The organism is Sediminibacterium sp. GW821-FHT12F12 (assembly GCF_058806635.1).
In genome coordinates this window covers 124,133-148,046 of record NZ_JBXAPW010000003.1, presented here as the reverse complement: position 1 = coordinate 148,046, position 23,914 = coordinate 124,133, and the positions used below count along the sequence as shown (strand labels likewise).

28 protein-coding genes are annotated in these 23,914 nt (G+C 44.1%); 4 read left to right on the top strand and 24 right to left on the bottom strand.

Features of this window, described 5'->3' with window-relative positions; translation table 11 throughout:
- Positions 1-47: 47 nt before the first annotated feature.
- From AC1RNB_RS05800 to AC1RNB_RS05790, 3 genes are all read right to left on the bottom strand, one after another.
- Positions 48-1,097: a 3-oxoacyl-ACP synthase III family protein gene (locus AC1RNB_RS05800; RefSeq protein ID WP_493081505.1), complete on the bottom strand. Its 1,050-nt coding sequence runs from the start codon at positions 1,095-1,097 to the stop codon at positions 48-50.
- A gap of 256 nt (positions 1,098-1,353) precedes the next feature.
- Positions 1,354-2,370: an alpha/beta hydrolase gene (locus tag AC1RNB_RS05795; RefSeq protein WP_493081503.1), complete on the bottom strand. Its 1,017-nt coding sequence runs from the start codon at positions 2,368-2,370 to the stop codon at positions 1,354-1,356.
- 61 nt (positions 2,371-2,431) lie between these two features.
- Positions 2,432-2,797 (bottom strand): DoxX family protein, encoded by a 366-nt coding sequence (locus tag AC1RNB_RS05790; RefSeq protein WP_493081501.1) that lies wholly within the window; start codon positions 2,795-2,797, stop codon positions 2,432-2,434.
- A gap of 256 nt (positions 2,798-3,053) precedes the next feature.
- Between AC1RNB_RS05790 and AC1RNB_RS05785 the strand changes: the two genes are divergently transcribed.
- Both AC1RNB_RS05785 and typA read left to right on the top strand, forming a co-directional pair.
- Positions 3,054-4,175 (top strand): acyltransferase family protein, encoded by a 1,122-nt coding sequence (locus AC1RNB_RS05785; protein ID WP_493081500.1) that lies wholly within the window; start codon positions 3,054-3,056, stop codon positions 4,173-4,175.
- 224 nt (positions 4,176-4,399) lie between these two features.
- Positions 4,400-6,214 carry a translational GTPase TypA gene (typA, locus tag AC1RNB_RS05780; protein WP_493081499.1) on the top strand — a complete coding sequence of 605 codons (1,815 nt, stop codon included), beginning with the start codon at positions 4,400-4,402 and terminating at the stop codon, positions 6,212-6,214.
- A gap of 10 nt (positions 6,215-6,224) precedes the next feature.
- On the opposite strand, the gene AC1RNB_RS05775 is transcribed toward typA, so the two are convergent.
- The 20 genes from AC1RNB_RS05775 to AC1RNB_RS05680 form a co-directional block, all read right to left on the bottom strand.
- Entirely contained in the window at positions 6,225-6,428 is a 204-nt protein-coding gene (locus AC1RNB_RS05775) for a hypothetical protein (RefSeq protein ID WP_493081497.1), read from the bottom strand.
- A gap of 187 nt (positions 6,429-6,615) precedes the next feature.
- A complete protein-coding gene (locus AC1RNB_RS05770) occupies positions 6,616-7,029 on the bottom strand; it encodes a hypothetical protein (RefSeq protein ID WP_493081496.1) in 414 nt (137 codons plus the stop codon).
- Positions 7,030-7,370: 341 nt separating this feature from the next.
- Entirely contained in the window at positions 7,371-8,375 is a 1,005-nt protein-coding gene (gene obgE, locus AC1RNB_RS05765) for a GTPase ObgE (protein ID WP_493081495.1), read from the bottom strand.
- A 33-nt stretch (positions 8,376-8,408) separates the two neighbouring features.
- On the bottom strand, positions 8,409-9,014 hold the full coding sequence (locus tag AC1RNB_RS05760; protein ID WP_493081493.1) for an acyltransferase: 606 nt from the start codon (positions 9,012-9,014) through the stop codon (positions 8,409-8,411).
- A 159-nt stretch (positions 9,015-9,173) separates the two neighbouring features.
- Positions 9,174-9,560 (bottom strand): four helix bundle protein, encoded by a 387-nt coding sequence (locus AC1RNB_RS05755; protein ID WP_493081491.1) that lies wholly within the window; start codon positions 9,558-9,560, stop codon positions 9,174-9,176.
- Positions 9,561-9,628: 68 nt separating this feature from the next.
- Positions 9,629-10,054, bottom strand: a complete 426-nt coding sequence (gene paaI, locus AC1RNB_RS05750; RefSeq protein ID WP_493081490.1) for a hydroxyphenylacetyl-CoA thioesterase PaaI — start codon at positions 10,052-10,054, stop codon at positions 9,629-9,631.
- A gap of 2 nt (positions 10,055-10,056) precedes the next feature.
- Positions 10,057-10,833: an enoyl-CoA hydratase-related protein gene (locus tag AC1RNB_RS05745; RefSeq protein ID WP_493081488.1), complete on the bottom strand. Its 777-nt coding sequence runs from the start codon at positions 10,831-10,833 to the stop codon at positions 10,057-10,059.
- A gap of 160 nt (positions 10,834-10,993) precedes the next feature.
- Positions 10,994-11,542, bottom strand: a complete 549-nt coding sequence (gene paaD, locus AC1RNB_RS05740) for a 1,2-phenylacetyl-CoA epoxidase subunit PaaD (protein ID WP_493081487.1) — start codon at positions 11,540-11,542, stop codon at positions 10,994-10,996.
- A gap of 28 nt (positions 11,543-11,570) precedes the next feature.
- Positions 11,571-12,326 carry a 1,2-phenylacetyl-CoA epoxidase subunit PaaC gene (paaC, locus tag AC1RNB_RS05735; RefSeq protein ID WP_493081485.1) on the bottom strand — a complete coding sequence of 252 codons (756 nt, stop codon included), beginning with the start codon at positions 12,324-12,326 and terminating at the stop codon, positions 11,571-11,573.
- 120 nt (positions 12,327-12,446) lie between these two features.
- Positions 12,447-12,596: a four helix bundle protein gene (locus tag AC1RNB_RS05730; protein ID WP_493081483.1), complete on the bottom strand. Its 150-nt coding sequence runs from the start codon at positions 12,594-12,596 to the stop codon at positions 12,447-12,449.
- Positions 12,575-12,832 (bottom strand): four helix bundle protein, encoded by a 258-nt coding sequence (locus tag AC1RNB_RS05725; protein WP_493082071.1) that lies wholly within the window; start codon positions 12,830-12,832, stop codon positions 12,575-12,577. The genes AC1RNB_RS05730 and AC1RNB_RS05725 overlap by 22 nt, the downstream gene beginning before the upstream one ends.
- Before the next feature lie 52 nt (positions 12,833-12,884).
- Complete coding sequence (paaB, locus tag AC1RNB_RS05720; protein ID WP_493081481.1) at positions 12,885-13,172, bottom strand: 1,2-phenylacetyl-CoA epoxidase subunit PaaB; 288 nt, start codon at positions 13,170-13,172, stop codon at positions 12,885-12,887.
- Positions 13,173-13,368: 196 nt separating this feature from the next.
- Complete coding sequence (paaA, locus tag AC1RNB_RS05715; protein ID WP_493081479.1) at positions 13,369-14,313, bottom strand: 1,2-phenylacetyl-CoA epoxidase subunit PaaA; 945 nt, start codon at positions 14,311-14,313, stop codon at positions 13,369-13,371.
- A gap of 655 nt (positions 14,314-14,968) precedes the next feature.
- Positions 14,969-15,178: a SymE family type I addiction module toxin gene (locus AC1RNB_RS05710; protein ID WP_493081477.1), complete on the bottom strand. Its 210-nt coding sequence runs from the start codon at positions 15,176-15,178 to the stop codon at positions 14,969-14,971.
- A gap of 453 nt (positions 15,179-15,631) precedes the next feature.
- The gene (locus tag AC1RNB_RS05705; protein WP_493081476.1) at positions 15,632-16,045 is read right to left on the bottom strand and encodes a type II toxin-antitoxin system VapC family toxin; all 414 of its coding nucleotides are present in this window, start codon (positions 16,043-16,045) and stop codon (positions 15,632-15,634) included.
- The gene (locus AC1RNB_RS05700; RefSeq protein WP_493081475.1) at positions 16,042-16,284 is read right to left on the bottom strand and encodes a DUF6364 family protein; all 243 of its coding nucleotides are present in this window, start codon (positions 16,282-16,284) and stop codon (positions 16,042-16,044) included. Before AC1RNB_RS05700 ends, AC1RNB_RS05705 begins: the two co-directional genes overlap by 4 nt.
- 236 nt (positions 16,285-16,520) lie before the next feature.
- Positions 16,521-17,351 carry a hypothetical protein gene (locus AC1RNB_RS05695; protein ID WP_493081473.1) on the bottom strand — a complete coding sequence of 277 codons (831 nt, stop codon included), beginning with the start codon at positions 17,349-17,351 and terminating at the stop codon, positions 16,521-16,523.
- Positions 17,352-17,517: 166 nt separating this feature from the next.
- Complete coding sequence (locus AC1RNB_RS05690) at positions 17,518-18,207, bottom strand: homing endonuclease associated repeat-containing protein (RefSeq protein WP_493081472.1); 690 nt, start codon at positions 18,205-18,207, stop codon at positions 17,518-17,520.
- A gap of 388 nt (positions 18,208-18,595) precedes the next feature.
- On the bottom strand, positions 18,596-19,675 hold the full coding sequence (paaE, locus tag AC1RNB_RS05685; RefSeq protein ID WP_493081470.1) for a 1,2-phenylacetyl-CoA epoxidase subunit PaaE: 1,080 nt from the start codon (positions 19,673-19,675) through the stop codon (positions 18,596-18,598).
- A 151-nt stretch (positions 19,676-19,826) separates the two neighbouring features.
- Positions 19,827-20,420 (bottom strand): TetR/AcrR family transcriptional regulator, encoded by a 594-nt coding sequence (locus tag AC1RNB_RS05680; RefSeq protein WP_493081469.1) that lies wholly within the window; start codon positions 20,418-20,420, stop codon positions 19,827-19,829.
- Between the two features lie 306 nt (positions 20,421-20,726).
- Between AC1RNB_RS05680 and AC1RNB_RS05675 the strand changes: the two genes are divergently transcribed.
- Both AC1RNB_RS05675 and AC1RNB_RS05670 read left to right on the top strand, forming a co-directional pair.
- Positions 20,727-21,650, top strand: coding sequence for a PfkB family carbohydrate kinase (locus AC1RNB_RS05675; protein WP_493081467.1), 924 nt, complete (start codon positions 20,727-20,729; stop codon positions 21,648-21,650).
- A 293-nt stretch (positions 21,651-21,943) separates the two neighbouring features.
- The gene (locus AC1RNB_RS05670; protein ID WP_493081465.1) at positions 21,944-22,933 is read left to right on the top strand and encodes an aspartate-semialdehyde dehydrogenase; all 990 of its coding nucleotides are present in this window, start codon (positions 21,944-21,946) and stop codon (positions 22,931-22,933) included.
- A 283-nt stretch (positions 22,934-23,216) separates the two neighbouring features.
- Here the strand turns inward: AC1RNB_RS05670 and AC1RNB_RS05665 are convergent, their stop codons facing one another.
- Positions 23,217-23,888 (bottom strand): DUF2461 domain-containing protein, encoded by a 672-nt coding sequence (locus AC1RNB_RS05665; RefSeq protein ID WP_493081464.1) that lies wholly within the window; start codon positions 23,886-23,888, stop codon positions 23,217-23,219.
- Positions 23,889-23,914 lie beyond the last annotated feature (26 nt).

Sequence of the window (23,914 nt, the reverse complement as noted above, 5' to 3'; positions counted from 1 at the left end):
GCCGGTTTGTGGTACTGTTGTTTGAATAGATCGCCCGTAAAAAGGATCTACCATTTTATCAGCGCACTTGCCCAGGTAAAGCCGCTGCCGAATGCAGCCAGACAAACCAGATCACCTTCTTTGATCTTGCCCTTTTCCCAGGCTTCGCACAAAGCTATGGGAACAGAAGCAGCTGTGGTGTTTCCGTACTGTTGAATATTGTTATACACCTGCTCATCGCTCAGTTTTAACTTTTGCTGAACAAACTGACTGATACGGAGATTGGCCTGGTGAGGAATCAGCATAGTGATATCGGTTGACTGGTAACCATTGGCCGACAAAGCTTCCATGATCACTTCCGGAAACTTGACTATGGCTTTTTTAAACACTGCCTGTCCATCCATATAAGGGAAGTTCTGTGCCTTGTCTATCATGGCATGGCTCATGAACATATTGGCAACGGGTGCATCGTCAAAGTCTGCATAGTTTTTTGTGCCCCAGTGGTTGGCATGTGTGCCGGGATTATACATAGCAAGAATCTCAGCCGATTCACCATCGCTGTGCAGATGGGTGCTTAAAATACCCTGGTTCTCTTTTTCGGTAGGTTGTAATACCACCGCACCGGCACCATCGCCGAAAATGACAGAGATATTACGTCCGCGGGTGGTTAAATCAAGTCCGAAAGAATGTTTTTCACTGCCTACCACCAATATATTCTTATACATCCCGGTTTTGATAAACTGATCGGCCACACTGATGGCGTAGAGAAAACCGCTGCACTGGTTACGGATATCGAGGGCGCCGATCTCTTTCATCTTCATGGCACGCTGCAGTAATACGCCGCAACCGGGAAAATAGTAATCGGGACTGAGTGTGGCAAAAATGATAAAATCAATATCCTGTGCAGTAATGCCCGCTCTTTCTATGGCGATGGTAGCCGCTTCAACCCCCATGGTAGTGGTGGTCTCTTCTGTACGATGCGCGTAATGACGTTCTTTGATGCCGGTTCGTTCCTGGATCCACTCATCTGTGGTTTCCATGTATTGGAGAAGATCATTGTTGGTAACGACGGTTGAGGGTATATATTTACCAATACCGGCTATTTTACTGCGTGGCATAGACAATCGTTTTAGTTTGAGCAGAATGAAGATAAGGAAATCATTGTTCTCAGGTGAAAACCGCTGCCTTTCTCAGAGTAATAGGGGAACACGGGGATATCCAGTCTTTTGAATAGCTTAACCCTTACATAATCCGTAAGCTGTGAAACCAGGATTGATAAGCGTTTCGGATAAAACAGATTGATTTTACCAGTTAATGAGGGATAAGGAAATAAGTAGTTGATGATCCATCGGCTATGAACCATCAACTACTTCACTATAGTTCCTTCTTTTGATCGGGAACCGGGGTGAGATGCATGATCTCCTGCAGAAACAGGGCTGTTTCTTTTTCTACACTCAGGATATCTTTGGATTGAATAGGCGATGCCAGCACATGGTTGCCCGCATTGGGAATGGCTACCATTTTTTCTTTTTCTACCGGTGTGCCCAGTGATACCATCATTTTTTTGATGGCAGCTACTTTTACAACCGGGTCCTGGTTGTTCTCATCTTTGTAATAATAGAGGGCCAGTACCGGTTGTTTGATTTTCTCAAAATTGCTTTTGTTCATGGTGGTTTCCAGCAGCTCTTCTAACTGTACCAGCGCTTCCAGCCGGTATTCCTGGTTCCAGTATTGTTTATAGGTATCCGTTTTTTTAGGAATGATATTATAATTGGAGCCTTTCACTTTACGTGCGATCTGTAATCCCCATGGATTATTCAGTAACCAGGCATTGGGATCATTGATCTGGATATTGGGCGAGTACAGGATCAGTCCGGCTATCTCCGGATAATTGGCAGCCAGCTGCAGGGCAAGGGTGCCGCCGGTAGAAGTGCCCATCAGGATCACTTTTTTGCCGATTTTCTGGCCAATGGCATACGCTTCCTTGGCGCTTTCCCACAGTTTTTCAGCCGTCATATTCACCAGTGCATCGGTGGTATCAATACCATGTTCGGCCAGCCGGGCTAGGTAAAGGTTGCAGCCAAACTGCTGGGCAATTTTTCTGTGTACCGGGTTCCCTTCTTCCTGCGAAGCGCTGAAGCCATGCAGGTACACAATGGCATATTCGGTGGGCTGTTTCAGCGAATCGTTGGCCCATACAATGCGGGCTTCATTATCGGGTTTGATCCTGTGTTTCGACTCCTGCAGCAAGATATAATTTTCCAGCGCCGAATCATTGGAGGGAAGTTCGGGTAAAGTGGTACTGTATACAGGTGTGGTTGGGTTGGGGCCTGATAAATACACAGCTGCCAGCAATACCAGTATGCCTGAGAAGATTTTCAGAAAGCGCATAACGATCGTTTGCTTAAAGCTACTGATTTGTGGGCAGTCTGTCAACCTATCTATGCCAGCTTTACTTCCGGCACCACCAGGCCCAGGCTATCAGCAAAGGGTGTATAAGCAACAGTCTGAGCCAGCCCACCCATTGCGGCACACAGATCCCATCGGTGATGCAACTGCCTATCTGTATAAAATAGACATGCGCCGGAATAAACGCTATCAGCAACGCAATAATGGCATAAGCCCCCCATTTACGGGTGCTGCTGAAAAAGAGTAACCCGCCAGCCAGCACTTCAGCCACACCCGCTACCAGATTAATGGTTTCGTGCGCGGGCAGGTAAGGCGGGATCATTCCCAGGTAAAAACCGGGATTCCGGAAATGGTTCACACCGGCAAACAGGTAAAAGACAACCTGCAGGTAATAGAGAAACTTTTTCATGCTGTAAGAAGTTGTTTGAATTAATTGGCACAGATTGCTTACCCCCTCTGCGAAAGCTGCCCGTTCTCTGCGGCTCTGCGGTTGGTGTAAGCTCAATCCAACCGCAGAGCCGCAGAGAAGCAGCGTTTTCGCAGAGAAAAAACCATTGAGTTGAGTTATATAATTAACTCAAACAGCTTTCAAGATAAACCATATAGTAGACCGTTATGCCACGCCGTACTGAAAATCCGTATATTAGAAATTCCAAACTGCTGCCATGAACACTACCCAACAACGTTTTCCGGCCCTGGATGTATTTCGCGGGCTCACCATCTGTTTAATGATCATTGTAAATACGCCAGGTGATGGGTCCGTCACTTTTGCGCCCCTGCACCACGCCAACTGGCACGGATTTACCCCTACCGACCTCGTATTTCCTTCCTTTTTATTTGCCGTAGGGAATGCCATGAGTTTTGTGATGCGCAAATGGGAGCAGCAAACCACCGCCGCTGTGCTGTCGAAAATTTTAAAAAGAACCCTGCTGATTTTTTTACTCGGTTACCTCATGTACTGGTTCCCCTTTGTAAAACAGGAGGGAGGAAGCTGGGTCTTATCTCCCATCTCTCAAACCCGGATATTAGGGGTATTGCAGCGGATTGCGCTCTGTTATGGTTTTGCTTCGCTGATGGTCTACTTCTTAAAAACCCGTACCGTGGTGATACTGAGTGTAGGGTTTCTTTTATTATACTGGGCACTCTGCTTCTGGTTCGGCGATCCGGCAGATCCGCTGAGTTTGCAGGGTAATGCCGGACTGAAACTGGACCTCTGGCTGATGGGCGAAAATCATTTGTACCATGGCGAGGGTATCGCTTTTGATCCGGAAGGATTATTGAGTACCCTGCCGGCCATTGTAAATGTGGTGGCTGGTTACCTCGTTGGCTTACATGTACAGAAAAGCGGCAAAACCTATGAAGGACTCACCAAACTGATCCTGGCCGGTTTTGTACTGATCGTGATAGCCTATTTCTGGAACTATCTCTTCCCCATCAATAAAAAATTATGGACCAGCTCCTTTGTACTGCATACCGTAGGGCTTGACTGTATCATCCTCGGCACCGTCATTTACCTGATGGATATGCAGCAGAAAACCCGTTTTGCCTGGTTTTTCGAAGTGGTGGGTAAAAACCCACTGGCCATTTATCTCCTGTCTGAATTGCTGGTGATCCTCCTCTACACATTCCAGATAGGCGACGAATCGATGTTCCGGGTGATCTATCAAACCATATTCAGCCACGCCGGCGATTACTGGGGCTCACTCTTATTTGCCGTTTCCTTTATGTTGCTCTGCTGGTCTGTGGGGTATTGGATGGATAAGAAAAAGATATATGTGAGAGTGTAGGAGATTGGTTTGGGGTTTGGAGTTTGGGGTTGGGGCATTGCTTACCCGAGCTTCCTGGTTGTGGCTAATGTATATATCGCTATACTTTTTCCTATCCAAACCAGCACTCCAAACCCCCAAACTCCAAACTCCAAGCTATTGTCTCCCAGCACATTGTGTCATATTTGGGTTAACTCTTTGCCCTCCGGCCGTAAAGCCGTACCTTTGCAGCCTTAAAATTTTACATGGAAATAAGAAACATTGCCATTATTGCGCACGTAGATCATGGCAAAACAACATTGGTAGACAGGATTTTACAAACTACCAAGGTATTCCGGGACAACCAGGATACCGGAGAACTGATTATGGACAGCAACGATCTGGAAAGAGAGCGTGGTATCACGATCTTCAGTAAGAACGCGGCTGTTACCTATAATGGTGTTAAGATCAATGTAATCGATACACCCGGCCACAGTGATTTTGGTGGTGAGGTAGAGCGTGTACTGAAAATGGCCGACGGGGTAATCCTGCTCGTAGATGCTTTTGAAGGACCCATGCCACAAACCCGTTTTGTACTGCAGAAAGCCTTACAACTGAACCTGCACCCGATTGTGGTGATCAATAAAGTAGATAAGCCTAACTGCCGTCCGGACGAAGTGCATGATGCCGTTTTCGAATTATTCTTTAACCTGGATGCAACCGAAGAGCAGCTGAATTTCCCTACTTATTATGGTAGTGGTAAAAATGGCTGGTTCAATGATAGTCTTACACAAACAGAAGATATCCTTCCGTTAATGGATGGTATCATCAAACACGTACCGGCTCCTAAAGTAAACGAAGGATACCTGCAGATGCAGATCACTTCTTTGGATTACTCTTCTTTCCTGGGTCGTATCGCCATCGGTAAAGTAACCCGCGGTACCATCAAAGAAAACCAGCCGATTGCATTGGTGCAGGCAGATGGTTCAGTAAAGAAAAGCCGTGTAAAAGAATTGTATGTATTTGAAGGAATGGGTAAGCGTAAAGTAACCGAAGTAATTGCCGGTGACCTTTGTGCGGTGGTAGGACTGGAAGACTTCACCATTGGCGATACCATTGCCGATATCGATAATCCGGAAGGTTTACCGGTGATCAGTGTGGATGAACCCACCATGAGTATGACTTTCAGCATCAACAATTCACCCTTCTTTGGTAAGGATGGTAAGTTTGTAACCTCACGCCACCTGCGTGACCGTTTGATGAAAGAAACAGAAAAAAACCTGGCGCTGCGTGTAGAAGATACCGACAGTGCGGATAGCTTTAATGTATTTGGCCGTGGTATTCTTCACCTGGGTATCCTGGTAGAAACCATGCGTAGGGAAGGATATGAGTTAACCGTGGGTAACCCACAGGTTCTCGTAAAAACCATCGACGGTAAAAAGCACGAACCTTATGAGAACCTGGTAGTAGACGTGCCTGCTGAATTCAGCGGTAAAGTGATCGACCTGGTTACCCAGAAAAAAGGTGAAATGCAGATCATGGAAAGCAAGGGCGAAATGCAGCACCTGGAATTTGAAATTCCTTCAAGGGGACTGATCGGTTTGCGTTCACAGATGCTGACCAATACGGCTGGTGAAGCAGTTATGGCTCACCGTTTCCTGGAATACAAACCCTGGAAAGGACCTATCCCCGGCAGAAACAATGGTGTTTTGATTGCGAAATTCGGCGGAACCACTACGGCTTATTCTATTGATAAGCTGCAGGACAGAGGAAGTTTCTTTGTTGATCCGGGAGAAGAAGTATATGTGGGCCAGGTGATTGCCGAGCATATCAAACCAGGCGATCTGAATGTGAATGCGGTGGAGATGAAAAAACTGACCAACCACCGTGCAAGCGGTAGTGATGATGCAGTTCGGATCACCCCTAAATTGCAGTTTACACTGGAAGAGTGTATGGAGTATATACAGCAGGACGAATGTATTGAGGTAACCCCTAAAAACATCCGTATGCGTAAAACCATACTGAACGAAGACGACCGTAAGAAGAGCAGTAAGAGTATGCAAAGTGAAGCGGTAGGATAGAACCTCCGTTCTACATAATATCAGAGCCATCCTGTGTAATAACAGGGTGGCTTTTTTGTTGTGTAAGGTCGTTATGCAGCAAATGATTGGTGCTGCAATTGTCTCCGTCGCAGCAGGGTAAAGCATTGGTAAAACATACAGGGCACTGGTAATGTCCATGCACATGCACCAATTGCACCAGGTGTCCGCAGAAGAGGCATTGTTGGGGTAACATGGGTTGAAAATAAGAATATTTATTTCAATAAGAGAGGAACGAAGAAAAAGAGAAAGAAAAGTGAAGGGCATCCCCTTCTTTTCTTCTGTGCTTCTCTTATTGAAACCACCAGCGGTCAATACAGGCATAAAAAAACCACAGCCATTGATCACTCAATAGCTGTGGCGGAATAAAACTGTTGGTGTAATTAGCTTTTGCTTACTACCACGTCTTCGATCACCTGGGTTTTGATGTTCACTTCAAACCTTTGTTTGAAAGACTCTTTACCATCTTCGATCAGGAAGGTAAGTTTGCTTACTTCAGATTTTGGCAATTTGAAAGTTTTGTCAAATTGTTTGTCGCCATAAAATCCTTTGAAGATACTTTCTCCGTTCTCGTCCAGTACGGTCAGGTTAAACGTGTTACCGGTAGGGTTGCTGTATTTTACGTTGAAAGATAACTGGTTGTATTTATCAACACCGGTGTACTTTACTTCTACTTTGTCTGAAGTTACGTTAGCAGTGCTAACGGTTGCAGCATTGGCAGAAAGAAAAAGCGCAGCGGCTAACAGGTTGCCTAAGAAAAATCTTTTTGCGATGGTTTGAATGGATGTTTGTTTCATAGTGTTTTCAATTTTTAAATTAAATGAATGTTTGTGTAAAGGGCATAACATAGCCCAATGGCGCACAAAAGAAATTTACATGGGATCAAAGCAATCAGAAGAATACAGGGGCTACCGTAACGGTGGAGTGAATTGGCAAATTCAACAATAGATGTACATCAAAACCCGTATGTATACAGGTTAATACCGGAAAGTAAAAAAGGTAACCCTTTGCGTATTGTTAACACAATGTTACCGATTTGATAAACTAACGTTTGTTTTTTATTCATCTCTGTGTTGAAACAAATATTATTTTTTCAACACAGAGATACAGAGAACACGGAGCTGCACAGAGAGTTAAATCAGGCAACGGGTTTGTTCAGTGTTTGCCAGAGAAGATCTTTCAGTTCTGTTAATCCTTTATTGGTAAGAGAAGAAATAAAGAGATGTGGTATGTTGGCAGGTAATTCTTTGCTGATGGCTTCTTTTAATTCGTCATCCAGCATATCGCTTTTACTCACAGCAATGATAAAATCTTTCTGCAGCATTTCCGGATTATATTCTTCGAGTTCTTTGCGAAGAATCTCGAATTCTTTTCCATGATCGGCACTATCGGCAGGAATTAAAAAAAGTAAAACTGAGTTCCGTTCAATATGGCGCAGGAACCGATGTCCCAAACCTTTTCCTTCTGCAGCGCCTTCAATGATGCCTGGTAAATCGGCAATACAGAATGATTTATTATCGCGGTATTCTACCATACCCAGTTGCGGGATGAGGGTAGTAAATGCATAGTTGGCAATTTTTGGTTTGGCAGCCGTGATCACGGATAACAAAGTAGATTTACCGGCATTGGGAAATCCTACCAGGCCTACATCGGCCAGTACTTTCAGTTCCAGGTTTTTCCAGCCTTCCACACCGGGTTCGCCGGGTTGCGAATGTTCGGGCACCTGGTTGGTGGGTGTGGCAAAATGGCTGTTGCCCTGTCCGCCGCGGCCACCCTTCATCCAGATCACTTCCTGACCGTCTTCGAGTATCTCCACTTCCTTTTCACCTGTTTCTTCATCACGGGCCACTGTTCCCAGGGGAACATCTATATAAATATCTTTTCCATCTCTGCCGGTACAGTTGTTCTTGCTGCCATTCTCACCGTTCTCGGCCAGTACATTTTTAAAATAACGTAGGTGCAATAAGGTCCAGAGATTACTGTTGCCGCGCAGGATAATATGGCCCCCCCGGCCGCCATCGCCTCCATCGGGTCCGCCCATAGCGGTTAATTTGTTACGCATAAAATGGGTAACACCCTGTCCGCCGTGACCACTGCGGGCAAAAATGCGGATATAATCTATGAAGTTGTTTCTTTCTGACACTGTTAACTGATTAGCTGCAAATGTACGCCAATGTTATTTGTCGGGCGTTTCTCTTAATTCATTCCAGGTGGGGTAATTGTTGGGCTGGCCGGGCAGGTGTTGGGGTATTTCTCTGAGGGGCTCCACTGCCTGCCAGTGTTCCTGCATGTCTTTGGGCAGGGCCTGGTACAATTGGGTGCCGGTTGTTTTCCAGCGGATCATCTCGTCGCTCACTTCCTTGATCTTTTTGGCAGGGTTGCCCACAATCAGGCTGCGGCGTTCAAATTTCTCATCGGCTTTGATAAAACTCAAAGCACCTACAATACATTCCTCTTCCAATACCACCCGATCCATGATTACGCTGTTCATACCCACCAGGCAATTTCTGCCGATAGTAGCCCCATGTATCACAGCACCATGACCAATATGCGATCCTTCTTGCAGCAAAACGGTTACCCCGGGAAACATGTGTATGGTACAATTCTCCTGCACATTGCAACCATCTTCGATAATGATCCCGCCCCAATCGCCGCGGATAGCGGCACCGGGTCCGATGTATACATTTTTGCCGATGATTACGTTGCCAGTTACAGCAGCCTGCGGATGGACGAAGGCTGTTTCGTGTATGACGGGGATGTATTGTTTGTATTGGTAAATCATGGGAGGGAGAGGTAAATAAAGTAAATAAAGTAAATAAAGTAAATAAAGTAAATAGAGTAAATAGAGTAAATAGAGTAAATAGAGTAAATAGAGTAAATAGAGTAAATAGAGTAAGGCGGGTAACTAATATACTCTATTTACTTTATATACTTTATATACTCATAAGGTATTTTCTTTTTGTTTGCGGAGATGATGAATGTAGCCGTTGAGCATGCGTTCTATTTCTTTTAGCTGTGTTCTCAATTGATGTAATAATTCTTCTGGTATATAGCCGTTGTCGTGGGCATCAACGAGGTGATTGAATGATTCGGCCAATGAACCTCTTGCCTGGATGCAGAAATGTATCTGATCGGCATACGTGTACCTGCCATGGCCTTCCGCTATCAGACTGTTTGTTGAGCGTGAACTCCGCAACAGTTGATCTGATAACCGATATCTTTCATCGGCCGGAAAACCCTTCACCAATTCAGCTACCTGCTGTTTGAAAATTCTGGACTTTTTCCAGATCTCCAACTCCTCAAATCCAAACAATTGCTCATTTTTCATACACAGTAACTAATATACTCTATATACTCTATATACTTTATGTACTTTATGTACTTTATATACGCTATCTACTCAATCAACTTCTTCCCCATTCTGAAACAGTTGCCTTTAAAATGCGCCACAGCCTCGTTCCGCTGATTGGTGATGGTAATATGATACAAACCAGTACTTTTCCCGTTATGGATTTCATTTGCCTCTGCCATAAGTGTATCACCTACGTGAACCGCTTTGGTAAAATTGATAGAAGTATCCAGCGCCACCGATAAATTGTTGCGGTTATTACAGGCAAAAGCAAAAGCACTATCGGCCAGTGAAAAAGCAATGCCACCGTGTACAATACCGAATCCATTCAGCATTTCTTCTCTTACGGTCATCTGTATTTTGCTGTAGCCTTCTTTTATGTCAAGTACGGTAATGCCCAGCCATTGAGAGAACTTGTCATGCTCCATCATGTGGGCCACTACTTTCTGTGCAAATAGATCTTTGTCTGTCATGATTATTCTCCTTTAAAATTGGGTACACGTTTGTCGAGAAATGCCTGCACACCTTCTGCAAAATCTGCCGTTGCCGCTGCTTTCTGCTGGTAGCGGTCTTCGAGTAATAACTGCTCTTCGAGGTTGTAGGATAAGGAATGGTTTAAGGCATGTTTGATATAGGCGAGGGCTTTGGTAGGCATCAGCGCCAGTGTAGCGGCTATTTTCCGGCTTTCTTCTGCAAAACTATCATCGCTGAATACTTTGTAGAGCATGCCCATTTGTAAGGCATCGTTTGCCGACACTTTATCGCCCAGCATCATCAATGCACTGGCACGCTGAAAACCGATGAGCCGGGGTAAATGAAAAGTACCACCGCTATCCGGGATCAAACCGATCTTGGAAAAAGCCTGGATAAAAGAAGCAGATTGGGTAGCCACCACAATATCACAGGCCAATGCAATATTGGCACCGGCACCGGCAGCAACACCGTTAACAGCCGCGATCACGGGTTTGGGCATATTGCGTAAACGGGTGATGATGGGATTGTAATGCTCGCTCAGGATCTTCTGCATACCCGGACCATTGGGATCTACTACTTCGGCCAGGTCCTGTCCGGCGCAGAAGCCTTTACCGGCGCCGGTCAGGTACACACAGCGGATCTCCGGTAAACTGGCGCATTCATCGAGTTTGTTCTGCAATAGCAACGCCATTTCCCGGTTAAAGGAATTGAGTTTATCGGGTCGGTTAAGGGTGATGGTGGCGATGTTGTTTTCTATGGTAAACAGGATCGAAGACATGGCTCTATGGTTTTAACGAAGATACAAATTAGCGGATTGAGAGCATTTCTCTGCGAAACCTCTGCCTCTCTTGTTCTCTGCGGTTGGAGCGGGCTCAATCCAACCGCAGAGAACAAGAGGAAATGGAGTTTCCGCAGAGTAAAATCCGCTAATCCGTAATTCAGTGACACTTAAAATAATCAAACGGCTCCTTGCAATCATTACACTGGTATAAAGCCTTACAGGCGGTGCTGCCGAATTGCGATACCAGTCTTGTGTGATAGGAATTGCAACGCGGACAGGGGATAGCTTCTTCCTGCTGAAATGAATCCGGGGTGCAGACAGACTGTTTGTACTGGGGCGGTGTTATGCCGTAGGCTTTCAGTTTTTCTTTACCGGAGTCACTCATCCAGTCGGTGGTCCATGCCGGGGAGAGAACCTGTATGAATTGAACCGCCGTAAAACCGGCTTCCTGTAAAGCCATCTGCATGGTCATTTTCATCACATCCATGGCCGGGCAACCGGTGTAAGTGGGTGTATAGGAAATCAACAGTTCTCCTTTAGTAGTATTGGTAGCAGGACTAACAACCACTTTACGTACCACACCCAGATCAACCACAGACAATACGGGTACTTCCGGATCGGGAACGGTTTCGAGAATGGCCCATACGGCTTTCTCTAACTCTTCAGTTGTTTTATGCGCCGTAGTATCGTTGTTTTTTATTTCCATATCAATTTCTCTTTGGCAGAGATCCGGATTACCATTCTGCACCCGGGTAAGACCTTTGTAAAAACTGCATATCAGCCAGTATGAAACCCAGGTGTTCTGTGTGTACCCCGGTTTTGCCACCGGCCTGCATCCATACGTTTTCTTTGGGCATAGGCAGGGTAGCTTCTTCGAATACAGCGGCTACTTTTTTGTTCCAGTTTTCGCGGATCTGCGACAGGTCAACACCGTATCCATCTGCAGCAGCTTCTTGTTCATAACTCGATGGAATAAATAATTCACCTGTAAAACTCCATAATTCTTCTATTGCCTGCAGCATGCGTTGTTTACTTTCTTCCGTTCCATCGCCTAAGCGTATCACCCATTCGCTGCTCCAGCGGAGATGGTAAGTTACCTCTTTCAATGCTTTTTCTGCAATGGCAGCCAACTGCTGGTTGCTGCTGTTTTGCAATTGCTGGTATAAAAAATACTGGTAGGCACTGAAGAAAAACTGACGTAAAGTGGTTTGTGCCCAGTCGCCATTGGGCAGTTCTGTTAACAGGCAGTTCTTAAAATCAATGGCATCGCGCAGGTAGGCCAGTGAATCTTCGGTGGCACCATTACCGGTTAGTTCTGCCGCATACTGGTAAAAATTTCTTGCCTGGCCAATATAGTCCAATGCAATATTCGAGATGGCGATATCCTGTTCCAGTATGGGTCCATGTCCGCACCATTCGCTGTTGCGATGACCGATGATGAGTGCGTTGTCGGCGAGGTGGAGGGTGTAGTGTAGGAGGGATGGGGTCATGGGTTGATGAGTAAATAAGTATATAAAGTAAATAAGTATATAAAGTAAATAAGTAAATAAAGTATATAAGTAAATAGGTAATTATGGTAATTGGGTAATTAGGTAAATGGGTAATTGGTATTAGGCGTTTGATTTCTTTTCACGTAAAAAGGAGATATAGACGTTTAGTAGTTTTAAATTTTTTTGATAATCTTTTTCCAATATAATCAGTTGTTCCTTTGAGATATATGATTCGTCTGCTGCGCAGATCAGGTGGTCGAGGCATTCCATGAGGCTTCCTCTTGCCTGTCTGCAAAACTGGATATTTTCCTGATAATACTATCTGCCATAACCTTATGCGATATTAGCGATAATACTTCCTGAGGCTTTTTGTAACTGATCACCAAACGAAATTGTTCTTCTTCAGGAAAAGTTTTACAGATGGCTGCAATAGCTTCCCTAAAAAACCTTGCCTCTTTCCACACATGTAAATCCTGAAAACCTCCCAAATACCCCCAATCGCTCATTCATACCTTATTTACCTATATACTTTATTTACTTATATACTTATTTACCCACTTACATATGCTTCACCTCATCCGGTAAATTGTAAAAAGTAGGATGCCTGTAAGCTTTGTCATTTGCCGGATCGTACAAGGCACCGGCTTCAGCCGGGTTGCTGGCATGTACATATTGGCTCTCTACTACCCAGATGCTTACGCCTTCCATGCGGCGGGTATATACATCGCGTGCGTTCTCTATGGCCATTTGGGCATCTGCTGCGTGCAAGCTGCCTACATGTTTATGATCGAGCCCCTGTTTGCTGCGGATGAATACTTCCCAGAGAGGCCATTCGGTATTTGACATGGTTGATTGGTTTACTGGTTTATTGGTCTGTTGGTCTGTTCGTTTATTGGGCTATTAGTTTATTGGTTGCCTGGTTTACTGGTCTGTTAGTTTTTGGTTTATTAGTTTATTGGTAGTTCTGAGTTACTGATAAACGAATAAACCAGTAAACCAAGCAACAAGTAAACCAATAAACCAAGCAACCAATCAACAAAAACTACGCTGCTGTAACTACCTGTTTTTGTTTTCTTTTTTCTGCATAGGCACTGGCTGCTTCTCTTACCCAAGCACCTTCTTCCCAGGCTTTTTTGCGGGTTTCTAGTCTTTGTTTGTTGCAGGGGCCATTGCCCTGTACCACCTGCCAGAACTCTTCCCAGTTAATCTTGCCAAAATCATAGTGGCCGGTGGTTTCGTTCCATTTCAGGTCTTTGTCCGGTATGGTGAGCCCGAGTATTTTGATCTGTTCCGCACATACATCCACAAATTTCTGGCGAAGCTCATCGTTGGTAAAACGTTTGATCTTCCATTTCATGCTCTGGATGGTGTTGGGGCTTTCATCGTCTGTTGGGCCAAACATCATGATGCTGGGCCACCACCAGCGGTTAATGGCATCCTGTGCCATTCTGTGTTGTGCTTCGGTTCCTTTGCTAAGGGTAAGTAAGATTTCAAAGCCCTGGCGCTGGTGAAAACTTTCTTCTTTACATACCCGCACCATGGCCCTTGCATACGGACCAAAACTGCTTCTGCACAGAGGCACCTGGTTCATAATGGCGGCACCATCTACCAACCAGCCAATGGCACCGATATCGGCCCAGGATAAAGTGGGGTAATTAAAGATGGAAGAATATTTGGCCTTACCGCTATGCAGTTGTGCATACATTTCATCGCGGGTAATACCCAGGGTTTCGGCGGCAGAATAGAGATATAATCCGTGGCCGGCTTCATCCTGCACTTTGGCCAGTAAAATAGCTTTGCGGCGCAGGTTAGGGGCACGGGTAATCCAGTTGCCCTCGGGCAGCATACCCACAATTTCGCTATGCGCGTGCTGGCTGATCTGGCGGATCAGTGTTTGCCGGTATTTCTCCGGCATCCAGTCTTTGGGTTCGATCTTGATCTCCTGGTTTATCTTATCCTGGAAGATCTCTTCAAAATCTCTTTCCATGGGGTAGTTATTTGAGCATCAAAAATAGGGAAACTAAAACAATGCTAACGCATGTTAGCTTCAATTATATGTAAAAATCTTCTTCTCGTTAGCTTGTTGAACCGGAGGGGCTGAAACTGATGTTAGTACCCAGCAAATGGCTGTTTCTTTTCTTTCTTTGGGTAAAGATTATTTAGTATTACCGCTAAGCACTGTAAAGCCCTGGTAGTAATTTGACCCTCAACTGTAAAGTGTTTTCAGTACAAGACAAAGGGTGGTTTTGGGGCTCAAGTGCCCTTCAAGTGCCCATCAAATGCCCTTCAAGTGCCCTTCCGGTCCGATGCTGGTTCTATTCTGATCCTATTCTGATCCCATGCTGATCCTATTCCGGTTCACTCTTTCAGCGGCGGCGTAGAGAAGAAATGGTAAAGCAGGAGCGAACAAAACAAGAAGGAAAGAAGAAGAAGTATTTTCAATGTATAGTGTGTCTTGTACTCAAAAGAACTTTCATTTTTATATTGTCTTGATTATCAGTGGTAAAAAATTAAGTTCTACTGTAATAGGGCAGTTGTACCCATTTATCTGGACGGCAGTATAAGTTGCTGATTCCCTATCTGCGTGTTTAACAGGTGCGAATTAATAAGAGCCGCTAATTGTGTTAACGGCTCTTATTTTGTCATTTCGCTGTTCTGATAATGAGCAGTTCTGGCATTGACGTAATTGTGACCCTTTCGCCCATTTCAAAGCCAAGACTTTGTAACCAGTTGCCACAGAGTTTGATTTCCGGAACATCTTTGTTACTGTACCTGTTGAATCTTGTTTTCGGTTGGATTTTTAAACTACGCACATCCGGACGTTTGCTGTTTTGTCTCTTGCTGGTTCGCATTGTTTGGAGATTTAAAGAGGCCCGGTGGTGCTGCGAACCAACAAGAGAACTTGCGTAGTACGGGACTTACACCCGCTCTCCACCGAGCTTTAACTTTGATTAATAAATTTAATGAAATGAACATGAATTTTCTCTTTTTGATTCGCAATTCAAAAATAAAAAGCTATTCTGTCAATAAAGCAATTCTGGAATATTGTCAGCTATTTTGAATAATAGAAAATTTGCGATGTGATTATTGGAGGGAGTGTGGTAGTCTTGTGCACAATGTGAGAGCATTTACGAAGGCTGGGCTCGGCGTTACTGTCGCCTGGGGGGAGAAAAGCGTATATGGTGGTCTGCCTGGGCCTGCTTCGATAAGAGAAAAATACTGAAGGTTGGTAGAATTACAAAAGTTGAGGAAATATATACTGTTGCCCAGCTTTTGTAGATGCAATGTTACTATGGGCAGGCTTGTCAGATTGTTTCACAAAATTCATCGGGTGCAAGAACTGTCACCTCGCTAGCTTTAAAGTCTTTTATGTTTCTTGTTACAATACAGCTAATATTTTCAATAGTCATCGCGCAATGGATTTGTATTGAGTCTTCAAAGTCTTTATGCCTCGATCTTAACCCTTTAGTTAAGATTGATGTATCAACTGGAACAACAACCAGATAATCAAATAGCCCCAGCACTATTGTCCTTAGGGTTTTATCGTCCTTATATTTCTTCAACAGGTAGTACGTCGTCGCTATCGAATGTGAGGATGTGAATAACTTAACCTTTTTAGTTTCGGCGGCATCAAAAATTTCAATTGCATATTTGCTAAAAGGTTTTCGATCAGCGATGAGATCCACTAATATATTTGTGTCCAGAAAAACCTTTCTCATAAATGTTTTTTTTCGAAATAAGATCGAAGCTCCTTTTTCTCGTCAAAGTCGTGTGGCAATTTTACTGACCCAATCAACTTTTTCAATTTCGGAGAAACCCTTTGCTCTGTCCGTTCCTGGGTTATTTTGTCCAGATAATGTTCAATAAGTTCAGAAAGGCTACGGCCAGTGTCTTTAGCATATGACTTGGCTCTGTCAATCACCTCTTTTTCTACCGTAAGTGTAAGCTTAGTTGTCATAATACGTGTATTTTTTACAAAAGTACGTATTTGCTGGAATTTTACAAATTACCTTTATAAGGGTTGCCCATAACGTCCGTGCTTGGCGAAGGTTGGCGGAAGAGATCCCGCTGTCGGCTTGGCCACTACAGACTCGATTAGCTAAAGCCAATTTACAGAAGCTTGGTCAGAAATCCAACAGCCGATGGGCTAAGTACAAAAGCCAACTTCTGCCAAGCAACATGTTAGCTGCAGGGCTAATCATCACTGATATGTAGATAAAGAATTTTTGGAAGAATTATTTCTTTTGGATTTGCGATCATAGCAATTGTGCCGTCCATATATTGAACTTTTATCGACAAAATTTTTGCTGTTTGTATCAAGTCAGTAAACCAAACATATTGATATTTATATGAACCATTATCACCTGGCTTAATTGGACCTATTCCTTGCATGGTGATATTTCCACCTCTTTTTCGGTCAATTATTTTATCACCAACAGCATTGTACCCTCCAAAAGTAAACCAGATATATTTAATTGTTTTTTGTGTAGGATTATAGACATTGATTTTGACACTAGTTCCATCGGTGTATTCACTTTCATCGTAAAATTGCCAGTTCAAAATAGTAAGGCCCTTTGATTTTGTTGAATTTAGGAATTTGGTTAGCTGTCTGCTATCATTTTCATATAAAGACTCTGAAATTTTAATTGCATTAGCTCTAAATGCTTCGGATAATGTTGGCGACATTTCTTTAATTTTTGAGAATGCAAAATCATTCGTTGTCAAACTTGCTCGTTCAATAAAATATTTCTGTTTGTTAAAGTAAATTTCAAAAAAATCACGCGGTGCACTATATTGACTATATGCACATGATGCTATACCTCCAATAATAATTGGTGTCCCTTTTTTAATATATTTTTCCATTCCTACAAAACAACTACTACTTGAAATTTCTTTTCCTATAAAACAGTCCTCATTGACAACACCTACGAGCATTGTAGTATCTGAAATGTCGACAGCCTTTATTTCTTGACCATAAAGGCTAAGAGATAAGAGTGAATAAAAGAGAATAAATATAGTTTTCATGTGTATCTATATATCTGGCTTGCAGCTAACGGTTTCGGGCTTTGCGTTGGTGGGCTTTTGAAACCGAAAACTGTCTGCCAGCACCAACGTTTATTAATTGCTTAAATGTTTCTGTTCGCAATGTCCGCCCACTAACGCAAAACCCGTGTTAGTGGCTGCCCTTCTATCATTGCACGTCTGAATATTCTAAGTTTCCTTTTGCGAGATTATGCGTCTCACAAAGCACTTGAAGATTTTCTAAAACTGTCTCGCCACCTTTTGACCAAGGTTTTATATGATCAAAGTGAATGTTGTCACCCGTTACAGTTATTCCACAAAGTCTGCACTTGTTACCGTCACGCATTAAAACTTGAACTTTCAATCTTTCACTTGGCATTCGCTTGGTCGTATGTTTATACTCAATTTTCTTTTCTGGTGTCTCAATAATAGTTTCTTGAAAAGCATCTTCCTCTTTTTCGTCAGCAGTTGAGTTAATGAATTTAACAAATTGTTCAAGTGCTTTTTTCCATGTTCCAAACTTAGTGGTGTAAGCTGTTTCGGAAAACTGTGAGAGTGGTCTTTTTAAGTCACGTTTCCCTGGTTGTCTTCCTAAACCAATCCAAACCTTTTCGAGGTTTTCAAACAAGTCTCTTTCTGTGAAATTGGCAGTAACAGTAATTTCTAAGCCTGCTGTTTTCAAAGCATTATTCCATCCGTTGAATCGTCTTTTTATTGTCTCCCAAGAAAATTTTCCATGCTCACTGTACATTCGTGATGTTAATTTTTTGGTGCCAATTTTTTCCGAAACAGCTTTCATGTCGTCCAATAATTCTTGGTCGGTGCCGTAATTGTTTCTAAAATTTAATTCGTACTTCATTGTCGTCTTAGGGTTGCCACTAACTTAGTTATACGCGCTACACTATAGCGCCAATACAGCCATTCTGGTTGGCTTTGCGTGTATAACTAGCGCATAATAAATATAGGGAAAATATATTATAAGTTATCGAAGGGTGTGGTAATATTTTGAATATTCCTCGTACTTACATGGGTGTAAATTTTACTTCTCCGATGATTCTCCCCGCAGAGTTACCGTGTGCCCACACCTTTGCTCTTTACCTTTAAAACATCTAACTCTTAATTGAAGAACATAACCTAAACTGTGTTATGATGATTAAAAGAACTTTCATTTTTGTATCGGGCTGGTTATCAACGATACAATTCAATTCTTGGTAGAACAAGAAAAGAAAAAAGAATAGAAAGAAGCTCTATTTGATATCAAAATCAATCACCACTTTTTCTGTTCTCGGATGCGATTGGCAGGTGAGGATAAAACCCTGTTCAATTTCTTCCGGCTCCAGTCCATAGTTTACATCCATATCCACTTCGCCCTCAACCAGTTTGGCACGGCAGGTACAGCAAACACCGCCTTTGCAGGCATAGGGCAGGTCGGCTCCGTGTTGCAGGGCTGCATCTAAAATGGGTTTGCCCTCAAAGCCCAGATCAAAATCAAAAGAAACGCCATCCAGTTTAATGGTCACTTTACTTTTAGCTTCCTGTTTATGGCTGTTCTGGGTTTTTTGTTCTGTGTTCTTTTTAGCGCCGGGGGTGGTAAAGAGTTCGAAATGGATCTTCTTTTTATCAACGCCTGCTTTTTCCAGTTGTTCCTTTACGGAAAAGATCATGTCTTCCGGTCCACATAAAAAGAAAGCATCTGCTTTATTGGTATCAATGGTTTTATCGCAAAGTGCAGCGCATTTTTCGCCATCAATTCTGCCGAAGTGTATGGCAGCATCTGTTTTTTCTCTGGACAGTATATAAATTACCCGGAAGCGGTTCATGTATACATTCTTCAATGCTTCCAGTTCTTCTTTAAAGATGATGGAGTGCCGATTACGGTTTCCATACACCAGGGTAAAACTACTCTTAGGCTCGGTGCGTAAAGTGGTTTTGATGATGGATAACAAAGGGGTAATACCGCTGCCCGCTGCAAAACCCACATACTGATTTGTTTGCGCCGGATCCAGTTCTGTAAAGAATTTGCCCATGGGCGGCATTACATCCAGTGTATCCCCTTTTTTCAGTGCTGTGTTGGCATAGGTAGAGAACAAACCATTACTTACCTGCTTTACAGCTACCCGTAATTCATGGTCTAGCGGAGAGCTGCAAACCGAATAGGAACGACGTACTTCTTCTCCATTAATATGGGTGCGCAGCGTGATATACTGCCCCTGTTTATATTGAAATATTTCTTTGAGTGATTCGGGAATGCTGAATGCAACCGACACACAATCGCTGGTTTCTCTTCTTACTTCGGTTACGGTCAGGGGGTGGAAGTGTATTGACATAGGTGGTGAGTGGTGAGTTGTCAGTAGGGAGTTGTGAATGGTCAATTGTCAATGGGCAATGGGCAATGGTGAATTTTTGTTGCGGTTCGTTACTGCCTACTGACTACTCACCACTCACAATTGACCATTGACAATTGCCCATTCACCAACATCATTTGTTCACCAATCCGCCTACCAGGATGGTGATCATGTTTTCTTCCAGTTCTTCGGCACTGATTTTCTGGGTAGAGCGGTGCCAGCTTTCGATACCGCTGATGGCATGCAGCATGATCAGCACGGCGGTGGGGGCGTCTATTTTTTTGATCTCTTTGTTGCGGATACCTGTTTCGATGATGGCGGCAAAACGTTTGCGGTAAATGCGGCGCTGGTTCTGGAAATTGGAGAGGTAAGGATCGGCCAGGTGTTTCCATTCGCGGTCGCTCACATATACTTCTTCGTAGTGGCTGATCATTTCTTCGATGTGGAAACGGAGCAGTTTCTCCACTTTCTCGATAGAACTGATGGGTTCTGCCTCGATCTCGTCTATTTTATGCATAAAACGGTTGGCTACACTGAAGCAGAGTTCGTGCAGCAGTTCCGTTTTGGATTTGATATGGTTATACAAACTGGCAGCTTCTACGCCTACGGCTTCTGCCAGGTCGCGCATGCTGGCGGCTTTAAAGCCTTTTTCGCGGAACAATGCCGCCGCTTTGGTTACGATCACATCTTTGCGCGAGATGTTTTTATCGGTTTTTATTCTGGCCATGCGGCGAAGATAAAACAACTAACGAATGTTAGCAACACTTTAGTCCACAAAATCTCAATATGTTAGTTTTGGGAAGGATCGGCGGATGACGGATTAGCGGATTTTGAGGGAAGAGGGTAGAATTGCGGTCGGAATGTTTACGAGCATGTACAATCCGCTAATCGATTCCCGCCCCGAACGCTGAAGTGCTTGCGACGCAACCGGCGATGCCAGAGGTACTGCTGCCGGTATCAAAATAAACGAGTGGATTACTGGCTTTTAGCGGGTTATGACCTAATTTCGCCCCCCGATAACAAAACCTATTTTATGTCTTTAGTTGTTGTAGGATCCATGGCTTTTGATGCCATTGAAACCCCGTTCGGAAAGAGCGATAAGATTGTTGGTGGTGCAGGTACCTATATTGCGTGGTGCGCTTCCAATTTTACCCCTGTTAAGCAGATCTCTGTAGTTGGGGGCGATTTTCCGCAGTCTGAGCTGGATGCATTGACCAGCCGGAATGTAAACCTGGAAGGGGTGCAGATTAAAAAAGACGAAAAGACTTTTTTCTGGAGCGGCCGTTACCACATGGATATGAATACCCGCGATACACTGGATACCCAACTGAACGTACTGGCCAATTTTGAGCCCGTAGTTCCGGATAGCTACCAGGATTGCGAATTTCTGATGCTCGGTAACCTGGTACCTGCGGTGCAGGCCAGTGTGATTACACAATTGAAGAAAAGACCAAAACTGATTGTAATGGACACCATGAATTTCTGGATGGAAATTGCCATGGATGACCTGAAAAAAACCATTTCGATGGTAGATGTGCTGATGGTGAATGATAGCGAAGCCCGCCAACTGAGCGGCGATTTTTCGCTGGTGAGGGCTGCCGCTACTATTATGAAGATGGGGCCTAAGTACCTGATCATTAAAAAAGGCGAACACGGTGCTCTGCTGTTTCATGATAACCAGGTGTTTTTTGCACCGGCTTTACCACTGGAAGAAGTGTTTGACCCAACAGGAGCCGGTGATACTTTTGCCGGAGGTTTTATGGGCCACCTCGCCAAAACCGGTGATATTTCTTTCGAGAACATGAAAACTGCCATCATTGTAGGAAGTGCCATGGCCTCTTTCTGCGTAGAGCGTTTTGGAACCGAGCGTTTACGCGAAATTACCAAGGCAGATATTGATAGCCGTTTGGCAGAATTTGTACAGCTGGTGAACTTTGATATTGACCTGGTAGGATAAGTTTATTCGCTGAAACACTAACTGTTGTTAGCGTTTCGGAGAAAATAGTTTTGGTAAAACTGTGTGTACATAATATTTTCGCAAAGCAATGATAACAATGAAACATACAAAACGTATTAAGAAACCTCTCTAACGGGAAGTGCTTTACGTTTGTGTATACTCATATACTTGAAGCCTTCCCAAACCGGGGAGGCTTTTTTCTTTCCTGGTTTTGAGAAGGATGCGGGAAGAAGATAGTAGATGACCAATAAACCAATAAACAAGTAAACCAATAAACAAATAAACCATTCACAATGAAAGTAGCCGTAGTAGGTGCCACCGGACTGGTAGGTACCAAAATGTTGCAGGTATTAGCAGAACGTAATTTTCCCGTAACGGAACTGGTTCCCGTAGCCTCAGAAAGATCTGTAGGCAAGGAAGTGGAATTTAAAGGGAAAAAATACAAAGTGGTGAGCATGAGCGATGGGATTGCTGCCAAACCTGCCGTGGCTATCTTTTCTGCAGGGGGTGGTACTTCGCTGGAATGGGCACCCAAATTTGCCGAAGCCGGTATCCGCGTAATCGATAATTCATCGGCCTGGCGCATGGACCCTACCAAAAAATTAGTAGTGCCCGAAGTAAATGCTGCTGTACTGACCAAAGATGACATGATCATTGCCAACCCGAACTGTTCTACTATTCAGATGGTGGTGGCTTTGCAACCCCTGCACCAGAAATACCAGATCAAACGCGTGGTGGTTAGCACTTACCAGAGTGTAACCGGTACCGGCAAAAAAGCAGTTGACCAGTTATTCAACGAAAGAAAAGGGGTAGAAGGAGAGATGGCGTATAAATACCAGATTGATCTGAACGTAATTCCGCAGATCGATGTATTCCTGGATAATGGATACACCAAGGAAGAAATGAAAATGGTGAAAGAAACCAACAAGATCATGGGCGATGATTCGATCCGTGTTACGGCCACCACTGTTCGTATTCCTGTTGTAGGCGGACATAGCGAAAGTGTGAATGTAGAATTTGCCAATGATTTTGACCTGGCCGAAGTAAAAGACATCTTAAGCAAGGCCCCCGGTGTAATTGTACAGGACGATCCGGCACAGGCTTTATACCCCATGCCATTATGGGCGCACGAAAAAGATGAAGTATTCGTAGGCCGCTTACGCCGCGATGAAACACAGGCCAATACCCTGAACATGTGGATCGTAAGCGATAACCTCCGCAAAGGTGCTGCTACCAATGCGGTGCAGATTGCAGAGTATTTGATGGGGAAGGGGTTGTTGTAGTGAGTGGTGAATGGTCAATTGTCAATTGTCAATGGTCAATGGTCAATGGTGAGTAGTGAGTAGTGAGTAGTGAGTAGTGAGTGGTGAGTAGTGAGTGGTGAGTAGTGAGTGGTGAGTAGTGAGTGGTGAGTAGTGAGTGGTGAGTAGTGAGTAGGGTTTACTCCCTACTGACTACTCACCACTCACTTACCCTATCATCGTTTGAAAAAGTGGATATGCAGTAAATCACCCATTCACCATTGACAATTGCCCATTGCCCATTGCCCATTGCCCATTCACAACGTCATTCGCCCAGCGCCTGGTTCAGAAACACGATCAGCGGTTGCAGGGTTTCGAAGGCGGTGGTGATTTTTTTGACCAGCCCTTTTTCTGTTAAATCCGCATCGGTTAATGGTGTGGTGGCCACCCAGCTTTTGAGTTTGAGGTATTCGATGGCGGGATTGTCTTTTTCGTATCCTTTGGGCTCGCGGCTCAGTGCCATGCCTTCGCCCCGCTCCAGTTCGCCATAACAGGCTTTGAATTTTTTGTGGTGGATGATGGATCGAAACTCTTCCCAGTTATAATCGATCTCCTGCCGGATCTTCTTCAGTTGATCGGCTTCTACCATGTAGCGTCCGCCACCAATAAAACTTTCTCCCCCGGGCTGGATATGTATATAGTATCCGCCAAGATCAGATTTTTTACCACCACTGATCAGGCTGGCAGCCATATTGTTTTTATACGGTGCTTTGTTTTTGCTGAAGCGAACATCGCGGTTGATGCGGTACACACAATCTTTGGCCACCAGGTGGGCAATGGTCGTATCCTTTTTACCCAGTTGAGTAATGACTGCGTTTACGAGTGCCGCCATATCTTCTTTGGCAGCTTCGTATCGTTTCCGGTTTTTCTCAAACCATTCGCGGTTATTGTTCTTCTGGAGATCTTTTAAAAATTTGAGTGTTGATGCCTGTAACATGTCTTTGATGGTTTTCTAACCTCGCC